The organism is Streptomyces sp. MAI_2237, from assembly GCF_054189285.1.
The window spans coordinates 3,279,618-3,297,312 of sequence record NZ_JAJPGQ010000003.1; the positions used below are offsets into that span (position 1 = coordinate 3,279,618).

A 17,695-nucleotide genomic window follows, 5' to 3' on the forward strand; every position below is an offset into this window, starting at 1 on the left:
GCGCTCAGGCCTCCGGGATCTCGAACTTCGACGTGCGCTGCATGCCGGCGGCCCGGCCCTTGCCGGAGATGACCAGGGCCATCTTGCGGCTGGCCTCGTCGATCATCTCGTCGCCGAGCATCGCGGAGCCCTTCTTGCCGCCCGCCTCGGACGTGTAGTAGTCGTACGCGTCCAGGATCAGCTCGGCGTGGTCGTAGTCCTCCTGGGAGGGCGAGAAGATCTCGTTGGACGCCTCGACCTGGCCCGGGTGCAGCACCCACTTGCCGTCGAAGCCGAGCGCGGCGGCGCGCTGCGCGACCTCGCGGTAGCCCTCGACGTTGCGGATCTGCAGGTAGGGGCCGTCGATCGCCTGGAGGTTGTTGGCGCGGGCGGCCATCAGGATCTTCATCAGGATGTAGTGGTAGGCGTCCGCCGGGTAGCCGGGCGGCTGCTCGCCCACGACCAGCGACTTCATGTTGATGGACGCCATGAAGTCGGCCGGGCCGAAGATGATCGTCTCGACGCGCGGGGAGGCCTGCGCGATCTCGTTGACGTTGTTCAGGCCCTGCGCGTTCTCGATCTGCGCCTCGATGCCGATCTTGCCGACCTCGAAGCCCATGGTCTTCTCGATCTGGGTCAGCAGCAGGTCCAGGGCGACGACCTGCTGGGCCGTCTGCACCTTCGGCAGCATGATGCAGTCGAGGTTCTGGCCGGCGCCCTCGACGACCGTGACGACGTCGCGGTACGTCCACTCGGTCGTCCAGTCGTTGACCCGCACGACCCGCGTCTTGCCGGTCCAGTCACCCTCGTTGAGGAACTTCACGATGGTGTGACGCGCCTCGGGCTTGGCGAGCGGCGCGCACGCGTCCTCCAGGTCGAGGAAGACCTGGTCCGCCGGGAGGCCCTGAGCCTTCTCCAGGAAGCGGGGGTTCGAGCCCGGCACGGCCAGGCAGGAGCGCCGCGGGCGGAGACGGTTGACGGTCATGCGGGGACCTCCAGGGGGTCGAGCTTGTTCGCTTTCCGGATCTCGTCGACGATGCGGCCGATGATCCCGGTGATGTCGAAGTCCTTCGGGGTGAAGACGGCGGCCACTCCGGCGGCCCTGAGCTGCTCGGCATCTCCATTGGGGATGATCCCACCGGCGATGACGGGGATGTCTGTGGCACCGGCCACACGCAGCCGCTCCAGGACGTCCGGCACGAGCTGCGCGTGCGAGCCGGAGAGGATGGACAGGCCGACCGCGTGCACGTCCTCGGCGAGGGCGGCGTCCACGATCTGCTCCGGCGTCAGGCGGATGCCCTGGTAGACCACCTCGAAGCCGGCGTCGCGGGCCCGCACGGCGATCTGCTCGGCGCCGTTCGAGTGCCCGTCCAGGCCGGGCTTGCCGACCAGGAAGCGCAGCTTGCCGACGCCCAGGTCGCGGGCGGTGGCGTCGACCTTGCGCCGCACCTCGCCGAGCGCGGAGCCCGCCTCGGCGGCCACCGCGACCGGCGCGGAGGAGACCCCCGTCGGCGCGCGGAACTCGCCGAACACCTCGCGCAGGGCCCCGGCCCACTCGCCGGTCGTGACACCGGCGCGGGCGCACTCCAGGGTGGCGTCCATGAGGTTGTCGGTGCCCTTGGCGGCCTCCTTCAGCCGCTCCAGCGCCTTGCAGGGGCGCGGGTGGTTGAAGGGCGGCTGGTAGCGGGTGTCGCGCCAGTGCTGCAGGCCCGCGATCACCCGTGCCTCGACGGCCGGGTCGACCGTCTGGATGGCCGTGTCGAGATCGGCCGTCAGCGGGTTCGGCTCGGTCGTCTCGAAGATGTTGACGCCGACGATCTTCTCCTGGCCGGACTCGATCCGGGCGCGCCGCTCGGCGTGCGAGGAGACGAGCTGCGACTTGAGGTAGCCGGACTCGACGGCGGCCATCGCGCCGCCCATCTCCTGGATCCGCTCGATCTCGGCGAGGGAGTCCTCGACGAGCTGGGCGACCTTGCCCTCGATCACCTTCGAGCCCTCGAAGATGTCGTCGTACTCCAGCAGGTCGCTCTCGTAGGCGAGCACCTGCTGCATCCGCAGCGACCACTGCTGGTCCCAGGGGCGGGGCAGACCCAGCGCCTCGTTCCAGGCCGGGAGCTGCACGGCACGGGCGCGTGCGTCCTTGGAGAGGGTCACCGCCAGCATCTCCAGCACGATCCGCTGGACGTTGTTCTCCGGCTGCGCCTCGGTCAGCCCGAGGGAGTTGACCTGGACGCCGTACCGGAAGCGGCGCTGCTTGGGGTTCTCGATGCCGTACCGCTCGAGCGTGATCTTCTCCCAGATCCGCCCGAACGCCCGCATCTTGCACATCTCCTCGACGAAGCGGACACCCGCGTTCACGAAGAAGGAGATGCGGGCCACGACGTCCCCGAACTTCTCGGCGGGGACCTGCCCTGAGTCGCGCACGGCATCGAGAACCGCGATCGCGGTGGACATCGCGTACGCGATCTCCTGGACCGGCGTGGCGCCCGCCTCCTGCAGGTGGTAGCTGCAGATGTTGATCGGGTTCCACTTCGGGATGTGGGAGACCGTGTACGCGATCATGTCCGTCGTCAGCCGGAGTGAGGGCTCCGGCGGGAAGACATGGGTCCCTCGCGACAGGTATTCCTTGACGATGTCGTTCTGGGTCGTGCCCTGGAGCTTGGTGATGTCCGCACCCTGCTCCTCGGCGACGACCTGGTAGAGCGCCAGCAGCCACATGGCGGTGGCGTTGATCGTCATCGAGGTGTTCATCTGCTCCAGGGGGATGTCCTGGAACAGCCGGCGCATGTCACCGAGGTGCGCGATCGGCACGCCGACCCGGCCGACCTCGCCGCGGGCGAGGATGTGGTCGGAGTCGTAGCCGGTCTGCGTGGGCAGGTCGAAGGCCACGGACAGGCCCGTCTGCCCCTTGGCGAGGTTGCGCCGGTACAGCTCGTTGGACGCCTCGGCCGTGGAGTGGCCGGCGTACGTGCGCATGAGCCACGGCCGGTCCTTCTCCCGCGTGCCGTCGGCGGGCTGACGCTCAGTCATCTATGACCCCGGGTGTCTCAGATGTTGCGGAAGCGGTTGATGGCGTCGATGTGCTTGGCGCGCATCTCCTCGTCGCGCACGCCGAGGCCCTCCTCGGGGGCGAGGCACAGCACGCCGACCTTGCCCTGGTGGAGGTTGCGGTGCACGTCGTAGGCGGCCTGCCCGGTCTCCTCGAGGGAGTAGGTCTTCGACAGCGTCGGGTGGATCTTGCCCTTCGCGATCAGCCGGTTGGCCTCCCAGGCCTCGCGGTAGTTGGCGAAGTGCGAGCCGATGATCCGCTTCAGGGACATCCACAGGTAGCGGTTGTCGTACTCGTGCATGTAGCCGGAGGTCGAGGCGCAGGTGGTGATGGTGCCGCCCTTGCGGGTGACGAACACGGAGGCGCCGAAGGTCTCGCGGCCGGGGTGCTCGAAGACGATGTCGATGTCCTCGCCGCCGGTGAGCTCGCGGATGCGCTTGCCGAAGCGCTTCCACTCCTTGGGGTCCTGGGTGTTCTCGTCCTTCCAGAACTTGTAGCCCTCGGCGTTGCGGTCGATGATCGCCTCGGCGCCCATCGAGCGGCAGATGTCCGCCTTCTGGTCGCTGGAGACGACGCAGATCGGGTTGGCGCCGCCGGCCAGCGCGAACTGGGTGGCGTAGGAGCCGAGGCCGCCGCTCGCGCCCCAGATCAGGACGTTGTCGCCCTGCTTCATGGCGGCGCCGTTGCGGGAGACCAGCTGGCGGTAGGCGGTGGAGTTGACCAGGCCGGGGGCGGCGGCCTCCTCCCAGGAGAGGTGGCCGGGCTTCGGCATCAGCTGGTTGGACTTGACGAGGGCGATCTCGGCGAGGCCGCCGAAGTTCGTCTCGAAGCCCCAGATGCGCTGCTCGGGGTCGAGCATCGTGTCGTTGTGGCCGTCGGAGGACTCCAGCTCGACGGACAGGCAGTGCGCGACGACCTCGTCGCCGGGCTTCCAGGCGTTGACGCCCGGGCCGGTGCGCAGGACGACGCCCGCGAGGTCGGAGCCGATGATGTGGTACGGCAGGTCGTGCCGCTTGGCGAGCTCGTTGGTGCGGCCGTAGCGCTCCAGGAACCCGAAGGTGGACAGCGGCTCGAAGATCGAGGTCCACACGGAGTTGTAGTTGACCGAGGAGGCCATGACGGCCACGAGGGCCTCGCCCGGGCCGAGTTCGGGCAGGGGCACCTCGTCGAGGTGCAGCGACTTGCGGGGGTCCTTCTCGCGGGTCTCCATGCCCGCGAACATCTCCGTCTCGTCCTTGTGCACGGTCATCGCGCGGTACGACTCGGGGAGCTGCAGAGCGGCGAAGTCCGCCGCCGTCGAGTCGGTCGACTGGATCGCGTCCAGGATGTCCTTCACGGTCACGGTGTTGCCTCCGGCGAATGGCGTCTTGAGGGGAGACGCTGAGGGTCACGTCGGTGTGCTGCTGAGGGTTTTCGAAGGTGCCGTCGGTTCGGCGGTCGTGCTGTTCGGCAGCGCTTTGTGGCGCGGGAGGGTGCCTGTGACGCAGGCGTCCGGGCGCGCAAGCCAGGGGCTTGAGGGGACAGCCGACGTGCGCGTGGTCTGCACGCCGGCCGCCCGGACTCCTTCAAGGTATGACACCGCGTGTCACGTGACAAGGCACTGAGTGCCAGGAGTTGCTCTCAGGTGAAATCTTTACGTAACAAATGAGCGATGATCGATCGAACTGCCTCTGAAATCCGCGCGAAAAGGTGCCCTGACATGGCAAAACGGCCACCCCGAAGGGTGGCCGTCATCACACCGCGAACCGCCGTTCAGCGCTCCTTGAGGGCCCGCTCGATGGTGCGCATGACCTCGTCCAGGGGCGCGTCGGTACGCGCCACCGCCACCAGGACCTCGCCCTGGGCGGACACCGAGGCGGGGGCGGCGGCCGGCTTCGGCGCGCCGGAGCGGCCGGCCCCTATGCCGGTCCCGAACGTCTTGCGCACGATCGCGAAGGCGTGGTCGAGCTGCGCCTCCACGTCCCCCTGTCCGCCGGCCCGCAGCCAGCGCCTGAGGACGTGGTTGTGGGCGGTGACCACCGCGGACGCGGCGACCTCGGCCAGCAGCGGGTCGTCGTTGGCGTCGTCGTCGTGCGCGTGCTCGTCGAAGTGGCCCAGCAGGTAGCGGGTGAAGAGGCGCTCGTAGCGCGCCACCGACGCGATCTCCGCCTCGCGCAGGGTGGGCACCTCGCGCGTCAGCTTGTAGCGGGCGACCGAGATCTCCGGCCGCGCCGCGTACATCCGCATGACTTCCTTGATGCCCCGGCACACCGTGTCCAGCGGGTGCTCGTGCGCGGGAGCCGCGTTGAGCACCGCTTCGGCCCGGATGAGGGTGTCGTCGTGGTCGGGGAAGATCGCCTCTTCCTTGGAGCGGAAGTGGCGGAAGAAGGTGCGGCGGGCGACCCCGGCCGCGGCCGCGATCTCGTCGACGGTGGTCGCCTCGTAGCCCTTGGTCGCGAACAGCTCCATGGCCGCGGCCGCCAGTTCTCGGCGCATCTTGAGCCGCTGGGCGGCGGCTCGGCTGCCTGCGGCACTCTCCGGCGCGTCGGGCGTAGCTGGTGTACGTGAGGACTTGGCGGGCTGGGACATGACCCGAACGTACTGCATGTGCGCAGCTTGGCGCGCATGTACCGGGGTTCCCCCGCCCTCCGCGGGCGGGGGAGTGCCGGGTCCGGCGGACGCGGGGTGGCCGCCCGGCTCGAGCAGTCCGCCCCAGTCCTTCTCGCCTCTGAACCAGTCGCCGACGCCGTCAGCGGCGGGCATACTCACGGAAGCCGCGGCCGGTCTTGCGGCCCAGGCAGCCCGCGGCCACCAGGTGCTCCAGGAGCGGGGCCGGAGCGAGGCCCGGGTCGCGGAACTCGCGGTGCAGGACCTTCTCGATCGCGAGGGAGACGTCGAGGCCGACGACGTCCAGCAGCTCGAAGGGGCCCATCGGGTAGCCGCCGCCCAGCTTCATCGCCGCGTCGATGTCGTCCAGGGACGCGTAGTGCTCCTGCACCATCTTGATCGCGTTGTTGAGGTACGGGAAGAGCAGCGCGTTCACGATGAAGCCGGCCCGGTCGCCGCAGTCCACGGCGTGCTTCCTGATCTTGACGCAGACCTCGCGGACCGTGGAGTGGACGTCGTCGGCGGTGAGCACCGTACGGACGACCTCGACGAGCTTCATCGCCGGCGCCGGGTTGAAGAAGTGCATGCCGATCACGTCCTGCGGGCGCGAGGTGGCGCGGGCGCAGGCGACGACGGGCAGCGAGGAGGTCGTGGTGGCCAGGACCGCGCCCGGCTTGCAGACCTTGTCCAGCGCCTGGAACAGCTGCTGCTTGACCTCCAGGTCCTCGGCGACCGCCTCGACGGCCAGGTCGACGTCGGCGAAGGCCTCGTAGGACCCGGCAGGCGTGATCCGCTCCAGGGTCTGCGCGGCGGCCTCGGCCGTCATCCGCCCCTTGTCGACCGAGCGCGACAGGGACTTGCCGATGCGGGCCTTGGCGGTCTGCGCCTTCTCCTCGCTGCGGGCGGCCAGGACGACGTCGTAGCCGGCCTTGGCGAAGACCTCGGCGATGCCGGAGGCCATGGTGCCCGAACCGGCGACGCCGACGGAGCGGACCGGACGGCCGGGCGCCGCCAGGTCGCCGGAGGCGGGGGTGAGGGCGTCCGGCACGACCGTCGCGCTGCCGGGAGCGTCGTAGCTGTAGAAGCCCCGGCCCGACTTGCGGCCGGTCAGACCGGCCTCGCTGAGCTGCTTGAGGATCGGTGCGGGCGCGTGCAGCCGATCGTGCGACTCGGCGTACATGGCCTCCAGGACCGTGCGCGCGGTGTCGATGCCGATCAGGTCGAGCAGGGCGAGCGGGCCCATCGGCAGACCGCAGCCCAGCCGCATCGCGGCGTCGATGTCCTCACGGGAGGCGTATTTCGCCTCGTACATCGCGGCCGCCTGGTTGAGGTACCCGAACAGCAGGCCGTCGGCGACGAATCCGGGCCGGTCGCCGACCGCGACGGGCTCCTTGCCGAGGTCGAGGGCGAGGTCGGTGACGGCCGCGACGGCGGTGGGCGCGGTCAGGACCGAGGAGACGACCTCGACCAGCTTCATCGCGGGCGCCGGGTTGAAGAAGTGCAGGCCGAGCATGCGCTCGGGGCGGGCCGAGTCGGCGGCCAGGCGGGTCACCGACAGGGCGTTGGTGCCGGTCGCCAGGATCGTCTCCGGACGCACGATCGTGTCGAGCTCGCGGAAGATCTGGTGCTTGATCTCGTACGACTCCGGAACCACCTCGATGACCAGGTCGGCGTCGGCCGCGGCGCGCAGGTCGGTGGAGACGCGCACGCGGGCGAGGACGTCGGCGCGTTCCTGCTCGGTCAGCCGGCCCTTCTCCACGGCGCGGGCGGTGGCGGCCTCCAGGGCGGCGAGCGCCTTGGCGGCGGCGGCCTCGCTGATGTCGATGCCGACGACCTGACGGCCGGCCTTGGCGAGGACCTCGGCGATGCCGGTGCCCATGGTGCCGAGACCGACGACGGCAACGGTCGAGAGGGGGGAGTGAGGGGGCTGGGACAGGGGAGTGGCCATCGCGGACTCCAGGAATGAGGGTGACGACTGGAAGCGCCCCCGGGTGCGCCGAGACCGGCCCGGCCGAAGCCGTGCCCTGGCGCACCGGGTGCGTGGATGAATGCGGGTGTTGCCGGGCTGCGAGCGCACACGCCCGGTGCCGTCGCCGGTGGGCGTGCACACGCCCGGAGCGAACGGCGGAATCCGACCGGCCCTGTCCCGGGGCCGGGTCGTGCTGCGGTACATGAGGTACCGAACCGACTGCTCTCACGACGGCTGCGTCACCAGGCCGCCACGAGGGGGTGCGAGTGGGTAACTCGCTCGTATGAGCTTAACCGGTGGGTAACGAGCGCGCCAGACCCCGTGTTTGTGATGTACGTCCCGAGCGCTCGACGGTCCCTCTAATCTCGATGCCATGGACGAAGAGTTGCGATCACTCACGGAGCGTGTACGGCAGGAGTCCGGAGGGTCCGTCGCGTACGACCGGCTCACGGCGACCGAAGACCTCGACGAGCTGGCCGGCGTCCTCACCGAGCCGGGGCAGCCGCTGTGGGCCAGGGAACTGGCCGCGTTCCGGCTCGGCCTCGCCGGCGACCGGCGCGCCTTCGAGTCCCTCGTCCTGCTCCTCAACCACCGTGACCCGCAGCGCTGCGCCTCCGCCTCCTACGCCCTGGCCCGCCTCGGCGACCCCCGCACCGCCCGCGCTGCGGCCGCCCTCGCCACCAACGAACTCCGCGTCGCCTACGCCCTGCACCCGGTCCGCCTCCTGGCGGAGCTGCGCGCCCCGGAGTCCGTACCGGCTCTGATCACGACGCTGGAACGCAGGCTGCGTCCGCACGACCCCCATCGCCGGGTGGCCCTCGCCTGCGTGGAGGGGCTCGGCACGCTCCAGGACGCCCGCGCCCGGCAGGTGCTCAACGAGGCCCTGGCGCACCCGGCCCTCGCGGAGGCGGCGGTGCGGGCGCTGGCGCGCATCCCGCGACAGCGGTGACGCGGAGTCGGACGGCGCCGAGGCGTCACGAACCGCCGAGCACGGCGAGCGCCTCGATCTCCAGCAGGAACTCCGGCCGGACCAGCGCGGCGACCTGCACCGCCGAGGCGGCCGGCAGGCGGTCGTCGGGTATGTGCTCGGCGCGGGCCGCCCGGATCGCCGGCATATGGGCCATGTCCGTCACGAAGTAGGTGAGTTTGACGACGTCGTCGAAGGAGGCGCCGGCGGCGGCCAGACAGCGGCGGAGGTTCTCGAAGACCTGGCGGGCTGCGCCCCGGGGTCGCCCTTGCCGACGAGCTTGCCGTCCCCGTCCACCGCGATCTGGCCCGCGACGGCGACGAGGCGGCCGGTGCCCATGACCACATGGCTGTACTGGGCGGCGGGGAAGACGCCGTCGGGGCCGGGAATCCTGGTCAGCTCACTCATGCGTCCATGGTGGACCACGGGTCTGACAACGGCCGCCCCCGCCCGGACCGCCGACGGATCAGCCGCGGAAGCCGACCAGGCCGTGCAGCGCCGAACCGCGGGCCGAGGGCGAGGCCGCCTTCGAGGAGGTCAGCGGCTTGGGATCGGGCAGCCTTTGGCAGACCGCGTCGATCTCCCCGGCACCGCGCGGCACCGTGCCGTCGGACAGGTAGTTCGCGAGGTGCTTGTCCAGGCAGGCGTTGCCGCTGAGCGTGATGCCGTGGTTCCCGCCGCCCTCCTCGACGACGAGACTCGAACCGGCCAGCATCCGGTGGACCGTCAGACCGCCCTCGTACGGCGTGGCCGCGTCGTTCGTCGCCTGGAACAGCAGCACCGGCGGCAGCTTGCCGTTGGCGATGTTCAGGGCCCGCGGCGCGTCCGTCGGCCAGAACGCGCACGGCGCGTTGTACCAGGCGTTGTTCCACGCCATGAAGGGCGCCTTGTCGTACACCTCCCAGGTGTCCTTGTGCCACTGCTTCCAGTGGCGCGGCCAGTGCGCGTCGCGGCACTGCACCGAGGTGTAGACGCTGTAGCCGTTGTCCCCGGAGGCGTCGAGCGCGCCGAAGTTCTCGTACGCCTCGACCAGCGGATCGGCGTTCTTGTCGTTCACGTAGGCCGCGAACGCCTCGGCGAGGTAGGGCCAGTAGCCGTTGTAGTAGCCGCCGGGGATGAAGGTGTCCTCCAGCTCGGAGGCGCCCACCTTGCCGCCGGCCGGCTTCTTCGCGAGCGCCCCGCGCATCGCGTACCACTTGGCCTCGATCCGCTCCGGATCCGTGCCCAGCCTGTACGTCGAGTCGTACTTGGCGATCCAGGACATCAGGGCCCGGTGGCGGTCGTTGAACGCGTAGTCCTGCGCGAGGTTGTCGTCGTACCAGACGCCCGTCGGGTCGACGATCGAGTCCAGGACCAGGCGCTTGACGCGCTGGGGGAAGAACTTGGCGTAGACGGCGCCGAGATAGGTGCCGTAGGAGTAGCCGAAGTAGCTGGTCCGCCGGTACCCGGTCGCCGCGCGGATCGCGTCCATGTCCCGCACGGTCTGGACGGTGTCGATGTACGGCAGCACGCTCGCGTACGTGCGGCCGCAGGCGGCGGCGAAAGCCTTGGCGCGCCGCAGCCCGGCCCGCTCCGTCGCGGGAGTGGCCGGCACGGTGTCGGGCCGCACCGCGTCGAAGTGGCCCGGTGCGCAGTTCAGGGCGGGCCTGCTCCTGCCCACCCCGCGCGGGTCGAAGCCGACGACGTCGTAGCGGGACGCGACCGCCTTGGGCAGCGAGGACGCCACGAACCCGGCGAGGGTGAGGCCGCTGCCGCCCGGTCCGCCGGGGTTGACCAGCAGCGGGCCCAGGCTCTCCTTCGTGGTGTGCTTCACCCGCGACAGGGCGAGGGTGATCTGCTTGCCGTGCGGGTCGTCGTGGTCGAGCGGGACCTTGAGGGACGCGCACTGGAGCGTCGGATAGTCGGTGGTGCCGCAGCTCTCCCAGGCGAGTCTCGCGGCGGGGACGGTGTCCGCGGTGCCCGGGGCGCTCGCGTCGGCGGGGCCGGCCGTGACCGTGCCGGCCACGACGGCGGCGGCGCACAGCACGGCTGCGCGTTGTCTCATGGAGTCCTCCCAGGACGGAGGGGGTCGGACCGTGAAGGTCACGGTCCTCGCCGAATCGTCCCGGCCCGTGGCGCTGGAAGAACTCGTTCTGGCGATAGTTGACCCGATCGGGCCGCGGGATGCGCTCGATTGCTCTCAGATCAGCGAAAGTTGGGTCGGTTCGGCGACGTCCGTCCCGGCCGGCTCCGGGGGCCGGACCCGCCGCGGCATCCCCGCGCGCGCGGGGCCGATGCCGTACTCCTGGGCCAGCTCGTGCACCTGACGGGTGATCCGGCGCTGGTACCACTTCGGGGCGTACGCGCCGTCCGCGTACAGGCGCTCGTAGCGTGCCACCAGATGCGGGTGCCGCTGGGCCAGCCAGGCCATGAACCACTCGCGGGCGCCCGGGCGCAGATGCAGCACCAGGGGAGTGACGGACGTGGCCCCCGACGCCGCGATGGCGCGCACGGTGGCGCGCAGTTGGCCCGGGTGGTCGCTCAGGAACGGCAGCACCGGTGCCATCAGCACACCGCACCCGATGCCGTGGTCCGTGAACGCCCGCACCACCTCAAGGCGGCGCTCCGGTGCGGGCGTGCCCGGCTCCACCGTGCGCCACAGCTCGGGGTCGGTGAAGCCGACCGAGACCGAGATGCCGACGTCCGTCACCTGCGCCGCCTGCACGATCAGGTCCAGGTCGCGCAGGATCAGCGTGCCCTTGGTCAGGATCGAGAAGGGGTTGGCGTGGTCGCGCAGCGCGGACAGGATGCCCGGCATCAGGCGGTAGCGGCCCTCCGCGCGCTGGTAGCAGTCGACGTTGGTGCCCATCGCGATGTGCTCGCCCTGCCAGCGGCGTGAGCCCAGCTGGCGGCGCAGCACCTCCGGGGCGTTCACCTTGACCACGATCTGGGAGTCGAAGTCGAGCCCCGAGTCGAGGTCGAGATAGGTGTGCGTCTTCCTGGCGAAGCAGTACACGCACGCGTGCGAGCACCCCCGGTAGGGGTTGACCGTCCACTCGAACGGCATCCGCGAGGCCCCCGGCACCCGGTTGACGATCGAGCGGGCCCGCACCTCGTGGAAGGTGATCCCGCGGAACTCCGGCGTGTCGAAGGTCCTGCTCACGACCGCGTCCGCGCCGAACAGCGCGGCGTCGGCCGCCCGGCTGTGGCCGCCGGACTCCACTGTGAGGTTCTCCCAGCGCATGACGCCTCCTCGGTGCCGCTACCCCGAGAGTGAAACACGTGTTCGAATTATCGTGCAAGGGCTGTTTCTGATCGCTTCCGACACCCTCGAGACACCTGTGTGCCGCCCTGGGGCACCCCGATTTGGGTGGCCGTGGGCGGGGGTGGTTGGCTTGCCCCAACCCCGAGAACGCAAGTCCTGGAGGAAATCGATGGCGCAGGTCGAGGCCACTACTGAGCGGGTCGTCGCGGCGGACGCGGAGAAGGTGTTCGACGCCCTCGCCGACTACAGCGGCACGCGCGCGAAGCTGCTGCCCGAGCACTTCAGCGAGTACGAGGTGCGCGAGGGCGGCGACGGCGAGGGCACCCTCGTCCACTGGAAGCTCCAGGCCACCAGCAAGCGCGTCCGCGACTGTCTCCTGGAGGTCACCGAGCCCACCGACGGGCAGCTCGTGGAGAAGGACCGCAACTCCTCCATGGTCACCACCTGGACGGTCACCCCGGCCGGCGAGGGCACGTCCCGCGTGGTCGTCACCACCGTCTGGAACGGCGCCGGCGGCATCGGCGGCTTCTTCGAGAAGACCTTCGCGCCCAAGGGCCTCGCCCGGATCTACGACGCCGTGCTCGCGAAGCTCGCCACCGAGGTGGAGAAGTAAGTCGGCGGTGAACGCGGGGCGTTGCCCCGCGTAGTTCCCGCCCACCGGTCCTCTCACCGGTTCGAGTGGATCTCCGGCCGGCGCCCCCGCACTCCGTAACTCGCCGCGCTTGCTCGCAGTTGTCGCTTACGCGGGAATTGTGCGGCAGGCGCGACGAGGGGAGCGGCACGTGGGCGGGACCACTCTGACGCACGAGGAGACGGCGCCCGCGCCCAGTGCCGATCCGGCACCGGCGGCGACGGCCGAACCGAGCCCGCGCCGGGTGCGGTTGGTCTTCGTCGGGCTGATGCTGGCGCTGCTGCTCGCCGCTCTGGAGCAGATGATCGTCGCCACCGCGCTGCCGAGGATCGTCGGTGAGCTGCACGGCCTCGACCGGATGTCGTGGACGATGACCGCCTACCTGCTCACGGCCACTATCGGACTGCCGGTCTACGGCAAGCTCGGCGATCTCCTCGGCCGCAAGGGCGTCTTCCAGTTCGCCATCGTCGTCTTCGTGATCGGCGCCGCACTCGCCGGCCGCGCGCGGTCCATGGACCAGCTGATCGCCTTCCGCGCCGTCCAGGGCGTCGGCGCGGGCGGCCTGATGACCGGCGTGCAGGCGATCATCGCGGACATCGTGCCGCCGCGGCGGCGCGGCCGCTACATGGGCCTCATCGGCGCCGCCTTCGGACTCGCCTCGGTCGCCGGCCCCCTGCTGGGCGGCTACTTCACCGACCACCTCTCCTGGCGCTGGTGCTTCTACTTCAACGTCCCCTTCGGCCTGGTCACCCTGGCCGTCGTCACCGCCGTACTGAAACTGCCCAAGCCGCGGAGCCGGGGGCGCATCGACGTTCCGGGCGCCCTGCTGCTGGCCGCCGCCTCCACCTGCCTGGTGCTGCTGACCAGTTGGGGCGGTACCGAGTACGCGTGGCACTCGCGGACGATCCTCGGCCTGGGCGCCGGGGCCGTCGCCGCCGCCGTTCTCTTCCTCGTCGCCGAGCACCTCGCCGCCGAACCCCTCATCCCGCTGCGGCTGTTCCGGGACCCCGTCTTCGTCGTCACCGGCCTGGTCGGCCTGGTGATCGGCGTCGCGCTGTTCGGCGCGGCCGGCTACCTGCCGACGTACCTGCAGATGGTCGACGGGGCCAGCGCCACCGAGTCGGGGCTGCTCATGCTGCCCATGATGGGCGGCATCGTGGGCGCCTCCGTCGTCTGCGGCCAGCTCATCAGCCACACCGGGCGCTACAAGGTCTATCCCGTGCTCGGCAGCGCCGTCGCCTGCGTCGGCATGTGGCTGCTGTCCCGCCTCCAGGTGGACACGCCCCGGCTGCAGTACGGCCTCTGGATGGCCGTGCTCGGCGCCGGCATCGGCATGGTGATGCCGGTGCTGATCCTCGCCGTGCAGAACTCGGTACGCCCCGCCGACCTCGGCACGGCGACGAGCGCGAACAACTACTTCCGGCAGATCGGCGGCAGTGTCGGCGCCGCGGTCTTCGGCACCCTCTTCGCCGGCCGGCTCACCGACGCGCTCGGGGAACGCCTCCCCCCGCGCGCGGGCGCCGCGCTCCCCGACCCGCAGTCCCTCACCCCGCGGCTCGTGCACGCGCTGCCCGCACCGCTGCGCGACGACTACGTCCGGGCGTACGCCGACGCCATGCCCGGCATCTTCCTCCGCCTCGTGCCGGTGCTCGCCCTCGGTGTGCTCCTCGCCTTCTTCCTCAAGGAGAAACCACTGGTGTCCCACCACGCTGCCGAAACGGACCCAGTCACCGACGCCCGGATTCCCGGCGTCCGGACGCCTAACACCGCCGCCCCCACCGTCCACGGCACGGTGCGGCACTCCGACGGGACCGCACTGGCCCGCGCGGCGCTCACCCTGATCGACGTGACCGGTCAGCAGATCGGCCGGGGCACGAGCGGTGAGGACGGTCGGTACGGGCTGTCCACGCCCGGCGCGGGCCCGTACGTGCTGATCGCCGCCGCGGGCGGCCACCAGCCGCAGGCCGTCACCGTCACCGTGGGCGAGCGCCCCGTCGAGCTGGACATCGTCCTCGGCGGCGCCGGGCGCCTCGCCGGCCAGGTGCGCACCGCCGACGGCACACCCGTACCGGACGCCACGCTCACCCTCACCGACGTGCGCGGCGAGGTCGTCGCCACCACCCGCAGCGGACCCGAGGGCGGCTACCTCGTCACCGAACTCGTCGCCGGCGAGTACACCCTGGCCGCAAGCGCCTACACGTACCGCCCGGTCGCCCTCCCGGTCACCGTCCGGGCCTCCCGCGAGACCCGCCAGGACGTCGAGCTCACCGGCGGCGCCGTCCTGCGCGGCACCGTGCGCGCGAGCGGCGGACGGCTCGTCGAGGACGCGCGCGTGACCCTGCTCGACGTAGCGGGCAACGTCGTCGACTCGCTCACCACCGGCCCGGACGGGACGTTCCGCTTCACCGACCTGGCCACCGGCGAGTACACCGTCATCGCCGCCGGTTACCCGCCGGTCGCCACCGTGCTCCAGGTGGCCGGCGGCGGCCGTACCGAGCGCGACCTGCAACTGAGCCACGAGGACTGACCGGACCCCGCAGTGCGCCCCCGCGCGCGGGCGGTCGCGCCGGGCACGAATTCGCGCATTGCCGCACACCGCCGACGGCCGGAGCCGTACGGTGGAGCAGGCGGCACAGATCTTGCCGAGCCATGGGGAGAGAGGGCCTGGGCCATGGAAAGTGGCGCTGACCGTGGCACCGAGAGGGACACACCTCCCAGCCTCGGATCCGGGAACGGCGCGGCGAACGGCCAGGCCGCGACCGGCCGGGTCCCGCTGGCCGTGGTCGTCGTGGACCGCGGCGGCCTCGTCTCCCACTGGAGCACCGGCGCACGCCGACTGTTCGGCGTCCCCAAGGAGGAGGCGATCGGCCGCGCCGCCGTCGACCTGCTGCCCGTCTCCGGCGTGCTGCCCGAGGAGGAGGACATCCCCGAGTACGGGGCGTTCGCGGCCTACGACGGCCTCGGCCCCGGCCTCGACTCGTCGCTGGACGGCAGGTTCTCCTACCCGGCCGCGGGCCGCGCCCGCCTGACCGTCCCCGGACAAAGCGAACCGGGCCGCTCCGGCGACCGCGTCGACGTGCTGTGGTGGGCGTACCCGCTGGTGGGCCCCGGCCGGGAGCGGCTTCTCGTGCTCGCCGCCGACACCGCGAGGCTCCACCAGGACGAGCCCGACGACGACCTGGCCTTCGAACGGATCGCACCCGGCTTCGCCCTGCACACCGACTTCCCCGGAGCCGAGGAACTGGCCGGCCGGCTGCCCGAGATCCTGCCCAGCATGAGCGTCGGCGAAAGCGCCCGGATCGTCGCGCAGGTCCTCGAACTGGGTTACCCGGTACTGGAGTTCAGCCAGAACGACCGGGTGCCCGTGACCCCCGACTGGGGTGTGCCCCGCCGCGTGCAGCGCCGGGCCCGCCGCGAGCGGGCCGCGCGTGCCGCCGCCGAAGGATTACCGATACCCCGGGAACTCGCCGACGACGCCGAGGACCTGGAATACGCCGCCGTACGCGAACGCCTGGAGTTCCTCAACGAGGTCAGCGGCCGCATCGGCACCTCCCTCGACCTGGCCACGACGATCCTCGAGGTCAGCCGCGCCGTCGTCCCGCGCTTCACCGACGTCGCCGGCACCTATCTGCGCGAACAGGTCGTCGCCGGCGAGGGGTTCCCCGAGGGCGTCCCCGACACCACCACCATGTGGCACCGGGTCGCCGTCGAGCACACCGACGAACCGGGCCGGTGGGACGACGTCGTGCCGGTCGGCGAGGCCATGCCGTTCCCGGCGCACACGCCGTTCTTCCAGTGCATGACCACCGGCGAGCCGGTGCTCGTGCCGCGCATCAGCGAGGAGATGGGACACGCCATCGCCTCGCAGTTCGAGAAGCGGGACATCCGGCCGCTGATCACCAACCGTTCCATGCTGGTCGTCCCCCTGAAGGCACGCAACGTCGTCCTCGGCTTCATGATCCTGCTGCGCCACCCGGAGCGGCCCGTCTTCCACGACATGGACCGCGTCACCGGCGCCGAACTCGCCGCCCGCGCGGGCCTCGTGCTCGACAACGCGCGCATGTACACCTACCAGGAGAGCGTCGCCGAGACCCTCCAGGACAGCATGCTGCCGCACATCCCGCCGCGCATGCCGGGCTGCGACATCGCCACCCGCTACCTGCCCGGCACCCTGCTGGGACGCGTCGGCGGGGACTGGTTCGACTCCGTGAAGCTGCCCGGGGCCCGAACCGCCCTGGTCGTCGGCGACGTCATGGGCCACGGCCTCAACTCGGCCGCGATGATGGGCCAATTGCGCACGGCCGTGCAGACCATGGCCGCCCTCGACCTGCCGCCCGCCCAGCTCCTGCGCAACCTCGACGACCTCGCCCAGCGCCTCGGCGACACCTACCTCGCGACCTGCCTGTACGCCGTCTACGACCCGATCGCGAGCGAACTGCACCTCGCCAACGCCGGCCACATCCCGCCGGTGCTGGTGCGGGCCGAGGACGGCCGTAGCGAGCTGCTCGACCTGCCCACCGGCGCGCCCATCGGCGTCGGCGGGGTGCCGTTCGAGGCGGTGTGCGTGCGCGTGGAGCCCGGCGACCGGATCGTGATGTGCACGGACGGGCTGGTCGAGGTGCGCGGCGAGGACATCGGCGTGGGCCTGGCGGCCCTCAGCGAGTCCGCCGCCCACCCCGCCGCGTCCATGGACGACGCCTGCGACGCCATCATCCGCGCCCTCGCCGCGACCTTCTCGGCGGCGGGACGCGGCGGCCGCAAGGACGACGTCGCCCTGCTGATGGCCCGGCTCAACGGCATCGACGCCGACGACGTCGCCGAGTGGCGGCTCTCCCTCGACCCGGTCGAGGTCTCCCGCGCGCGAGCCGTGGTCCGCGAACAGCTCCACGCCTGGGGGCTGGCGCAACTCGCCGCCCAGGCCGAGTTGTCGGTGAGCGAGCTCGTCACCAACGCCGTACGGCACTCCCACGGCAGCCCGGTCCTGCTGCGTCTCGTCCGCGGCGACACTTTGCTGTGCGAGGTGGACGACGACGACCACGAGCTGCCGACCCTGCTCAGCGCCGAACCGTACGACGACTTCGGGCGCGGACTGCGCGTGGTGAGCACCCTCGCGCGCGAGTGGGGCACCAGCCGTACGACGACCGGCAAGACCGTCTGGTTCGAGCTCACGCTGCCGCGGCGCTGACGCCCCATCGGCCACCCGCGCCCCACGGGCGAGCGTGCGATGCGCCAGGCGCGCACACCTGTCGAAAGCGGCGTGAAGGAATGCG

Annotated in this window: 11 protein-coding genes and 1 pseudogene; 4 read left to right on the plus strand and 8 right to left on the minus strand. The window is 71.2% G+C overall.

Annotated features, from left to right (window positions below; genetic code table 11):
* Window positions 1-4: 4 nt before the first annotated feature.
* The 5 genes from LN251_RS25425 to LN251_RS25445 form a co-directional block, all read right to left on the minus strand.
* Entirely contained in the window at window positions 5-964 is a 960-nt protein-coding gene (locus tag LN251_RS25425) for an HpcH/HpaI aldolase/citrate lyase family protein (RefSeq protein ID WP_058922167.1), read from the minus strand.
* Window positions 961-3,009 (minus strand): protein meaA, encoded by a 2,049-nt coding sequence (locus tag LN251_RS25430; RefSeq protein ID WP_458246415.1) that lies wholly within the window; start codon window positions 3,007-3,009, stop codon window positions 961-963. Before LN251_RS25430 ends, LN251_RS25425 begins: the two co-directional genes overlap by 4 nt.
* 17 nt (window positions 3,010-3,026) lie before the next feature.
* The gene (gene ccrA, locus LN251_RS25435) at window positions 3,027-4,370 is read right to left on the minus strand and encodes a crotonyl-CoA carboxylase/reductase (protein ID WP_458246416.1); all 1,344 of its coding nucleotides are present in this window, start codon (window positions 4,368-4,370) and stop codon (window positions 3,027-3,029) included.
* Between the two features lie 410 nt (window positions 4,371-4,780).
* Complete coding sequence (locus tag LN251_RS25440; RefSeq protein WP_458246417.1) at window positions 4,781-5,596, minus strand: TetR family transcriptional regulator; 816 nt, start codon at window positions 5,594-5,596, stop codon at window positions 4,781-4,783.
* A 160-nt stretch (window positions 5,597-5,756) separates the two neighbouring features.
* Window positions 5,757-7,562, minus strand: coding sequence for a 3-hydroxyacyl-CoA dehydrogenase family protein (locus tag LN251_RS25445; RefSeq protein WP_458246418.1), 1,806 nt, complete (start codon window positions 7,560-7,562; stop codon window positions 5,757-5,759).
* A 394-nt stretch (window positions 7,563-7,956) separates the two neighbouring features.
* On the opposite strand from LN251_RS25445, the gene LN251_RS25450 reads away from it, so the two are divergent.
* On the plus strand, window positions 7,957-8,532 hold the full coding sequence (locus tag LN251_RS25450) for an adenylosuccinate lyase (protein ID WP_458246419.1): 576 nt from the start codon (window positions 7,957-7,959) through the stop codon (window positions 8,530-8,532).
* A gap of 25 nt (window positions 8,533-8,557) precedes the next feature.
* Here LN251_RS25450 and LN251_RS25455 read toward each other — a convergent pair.
* From LN251_RS25455 to LN251_RS25465, 3 genes and pseudogenes are all read right to left on the minus strand, one after another.
* Window positions 8,558-8,958 (minus strand): annotated as a pseudogene (locus tag LN251_RS25455) (RidA family protein).
* A gap of 58 nt (window positions 8,959-9,016) precedes the next feature.
* Complete coding sequence (locus tag LN251_RS25460) at window positions 9,017-10,594, minus strand: alpha/beta hydrolase (protein WP_458246420.1); 1,578 nt, start codon at window positions 10,592-10,594, stop codon at window positions 9,017-9,019.
* 135 nt (window positions 10,595-10,729) lie between these two features.
* Window positions 10,730-11,773, minus strand: coding sequence for an Rv2578c family radical SAM protein (locus LN251_RS25465; protein ID WP_458246421.1), 1,044 nt, complete (start codon window positions 11,771-11,773; stop codon window positions 10,730-10,732).
* Window positions 11,774-11,963: 190 nt separating this feature from the next.
* On the opposite strand from LN251_RS25465, the gene LN251_RS25470 reads away from it, so the two are divergent.
* From LN251_RS25470 to LN251_RS25480, 3 genes are all read left to right on the plus strand, one after another.
* Complete coding sequence (locus LN251_RS25470) at window positions 11,964-12,407, plus strand: SRPBCC family protein (RefSeq protein WP_362988179.1); 444 nt, start codon at window positions 11,964-11,966, stop codon at window positions 12,405-12,407.
* Between the two features lie 169 nt (window positions 12,408-12,576).
* Window positions 12,577-14,952: an MFS transporter gene (locus tag LN251_RS25475; RefSeq protein WP_458246422.1), complete on the plus strand. Its 2,376-nt coding sequence runs from the start codon at window positions 12,577-12,579 to the stop codon at window positions 14,950-14,952.
* 144 nt (window positions 14,953-15,096) lie between these two features.
* Entirely contained in the window at window positions 15,097-17,610 is a 2,514-nt protein-coding gene (locus tag LN251_RS25480) for a SpoIIE family protein phosphatase (protein WP_458246423.1), read from the plus strand.
* Window positions 17,611-17,695 lie beyond the last annotated feature (85 nt).

Bases quoted from the DNA above. Each gene is read 5' to 3' on its own strand.
- LN251_RS25480 (WP_458246423.1), top strand. From the start codon at position 15,097: ATGGAAAGTGGCGCTGACCGTGGCACCGAGAGGGACACACCTCCCAGC.
- LN251_RS25430 (WP_458246415.1), bottom strand. From the start codon at position 3,009: ATGACTGAGCGTCAGCCCGCCGACGGCACGCGGGAGAAGGACCGGCCG.
- LN251_RS25470 (WP_362988179.1), top strand. From the start codon at position 11,964: ATGGCGCAGGTCGAGGCCACTACTGAGCGGGTCGTCGCGGCGGACGCG.
- LN251_RS25460 (WP_458246420.1), bottom strand. From the start codon at position 10,594: ATGAGACAACGCGCAGCCGTGCTGTGCGCCGCCGCCGTCGTGGCCGGC.
- LN251_RS25445 (WP_458246418.1), bottom strand. From the start codon at position 7,562: ATGGCCACTCCCCTGTCCCAGCCCCCTCACTCCCCCCTCTCGACCGTT.
- LN251_RS25465 (WP_458246421.1), bottom strand. From the start codon at position 11,773: ATGCGCTGGGAGAACCTCACAGTGGAGTCCGGCGGCCACAGCCGGGCG.
- LN251_RS25425 (WP_058922167.1), bottom strand. From the start codon at position 964: ATGACCGTCAACCGTCTCCGCCCGCGGCGCTCCTGCCTGGCCGTGCCG.
- LN251_RS25450 (WP_458246419.1), top strand. From the start codon at position 7,957: ATGGACGAAGAGTTGCGATCACTCACGGAGCGTGTACGGCAGGAGTCC.
- LN251_RS25440 (WP_458246417.1), bottom strand. From the start codon at position 5,596: ATGTCCCAGCCCGCCAAGTCCTCACGTACACCAGCTACGCCCGACGCG.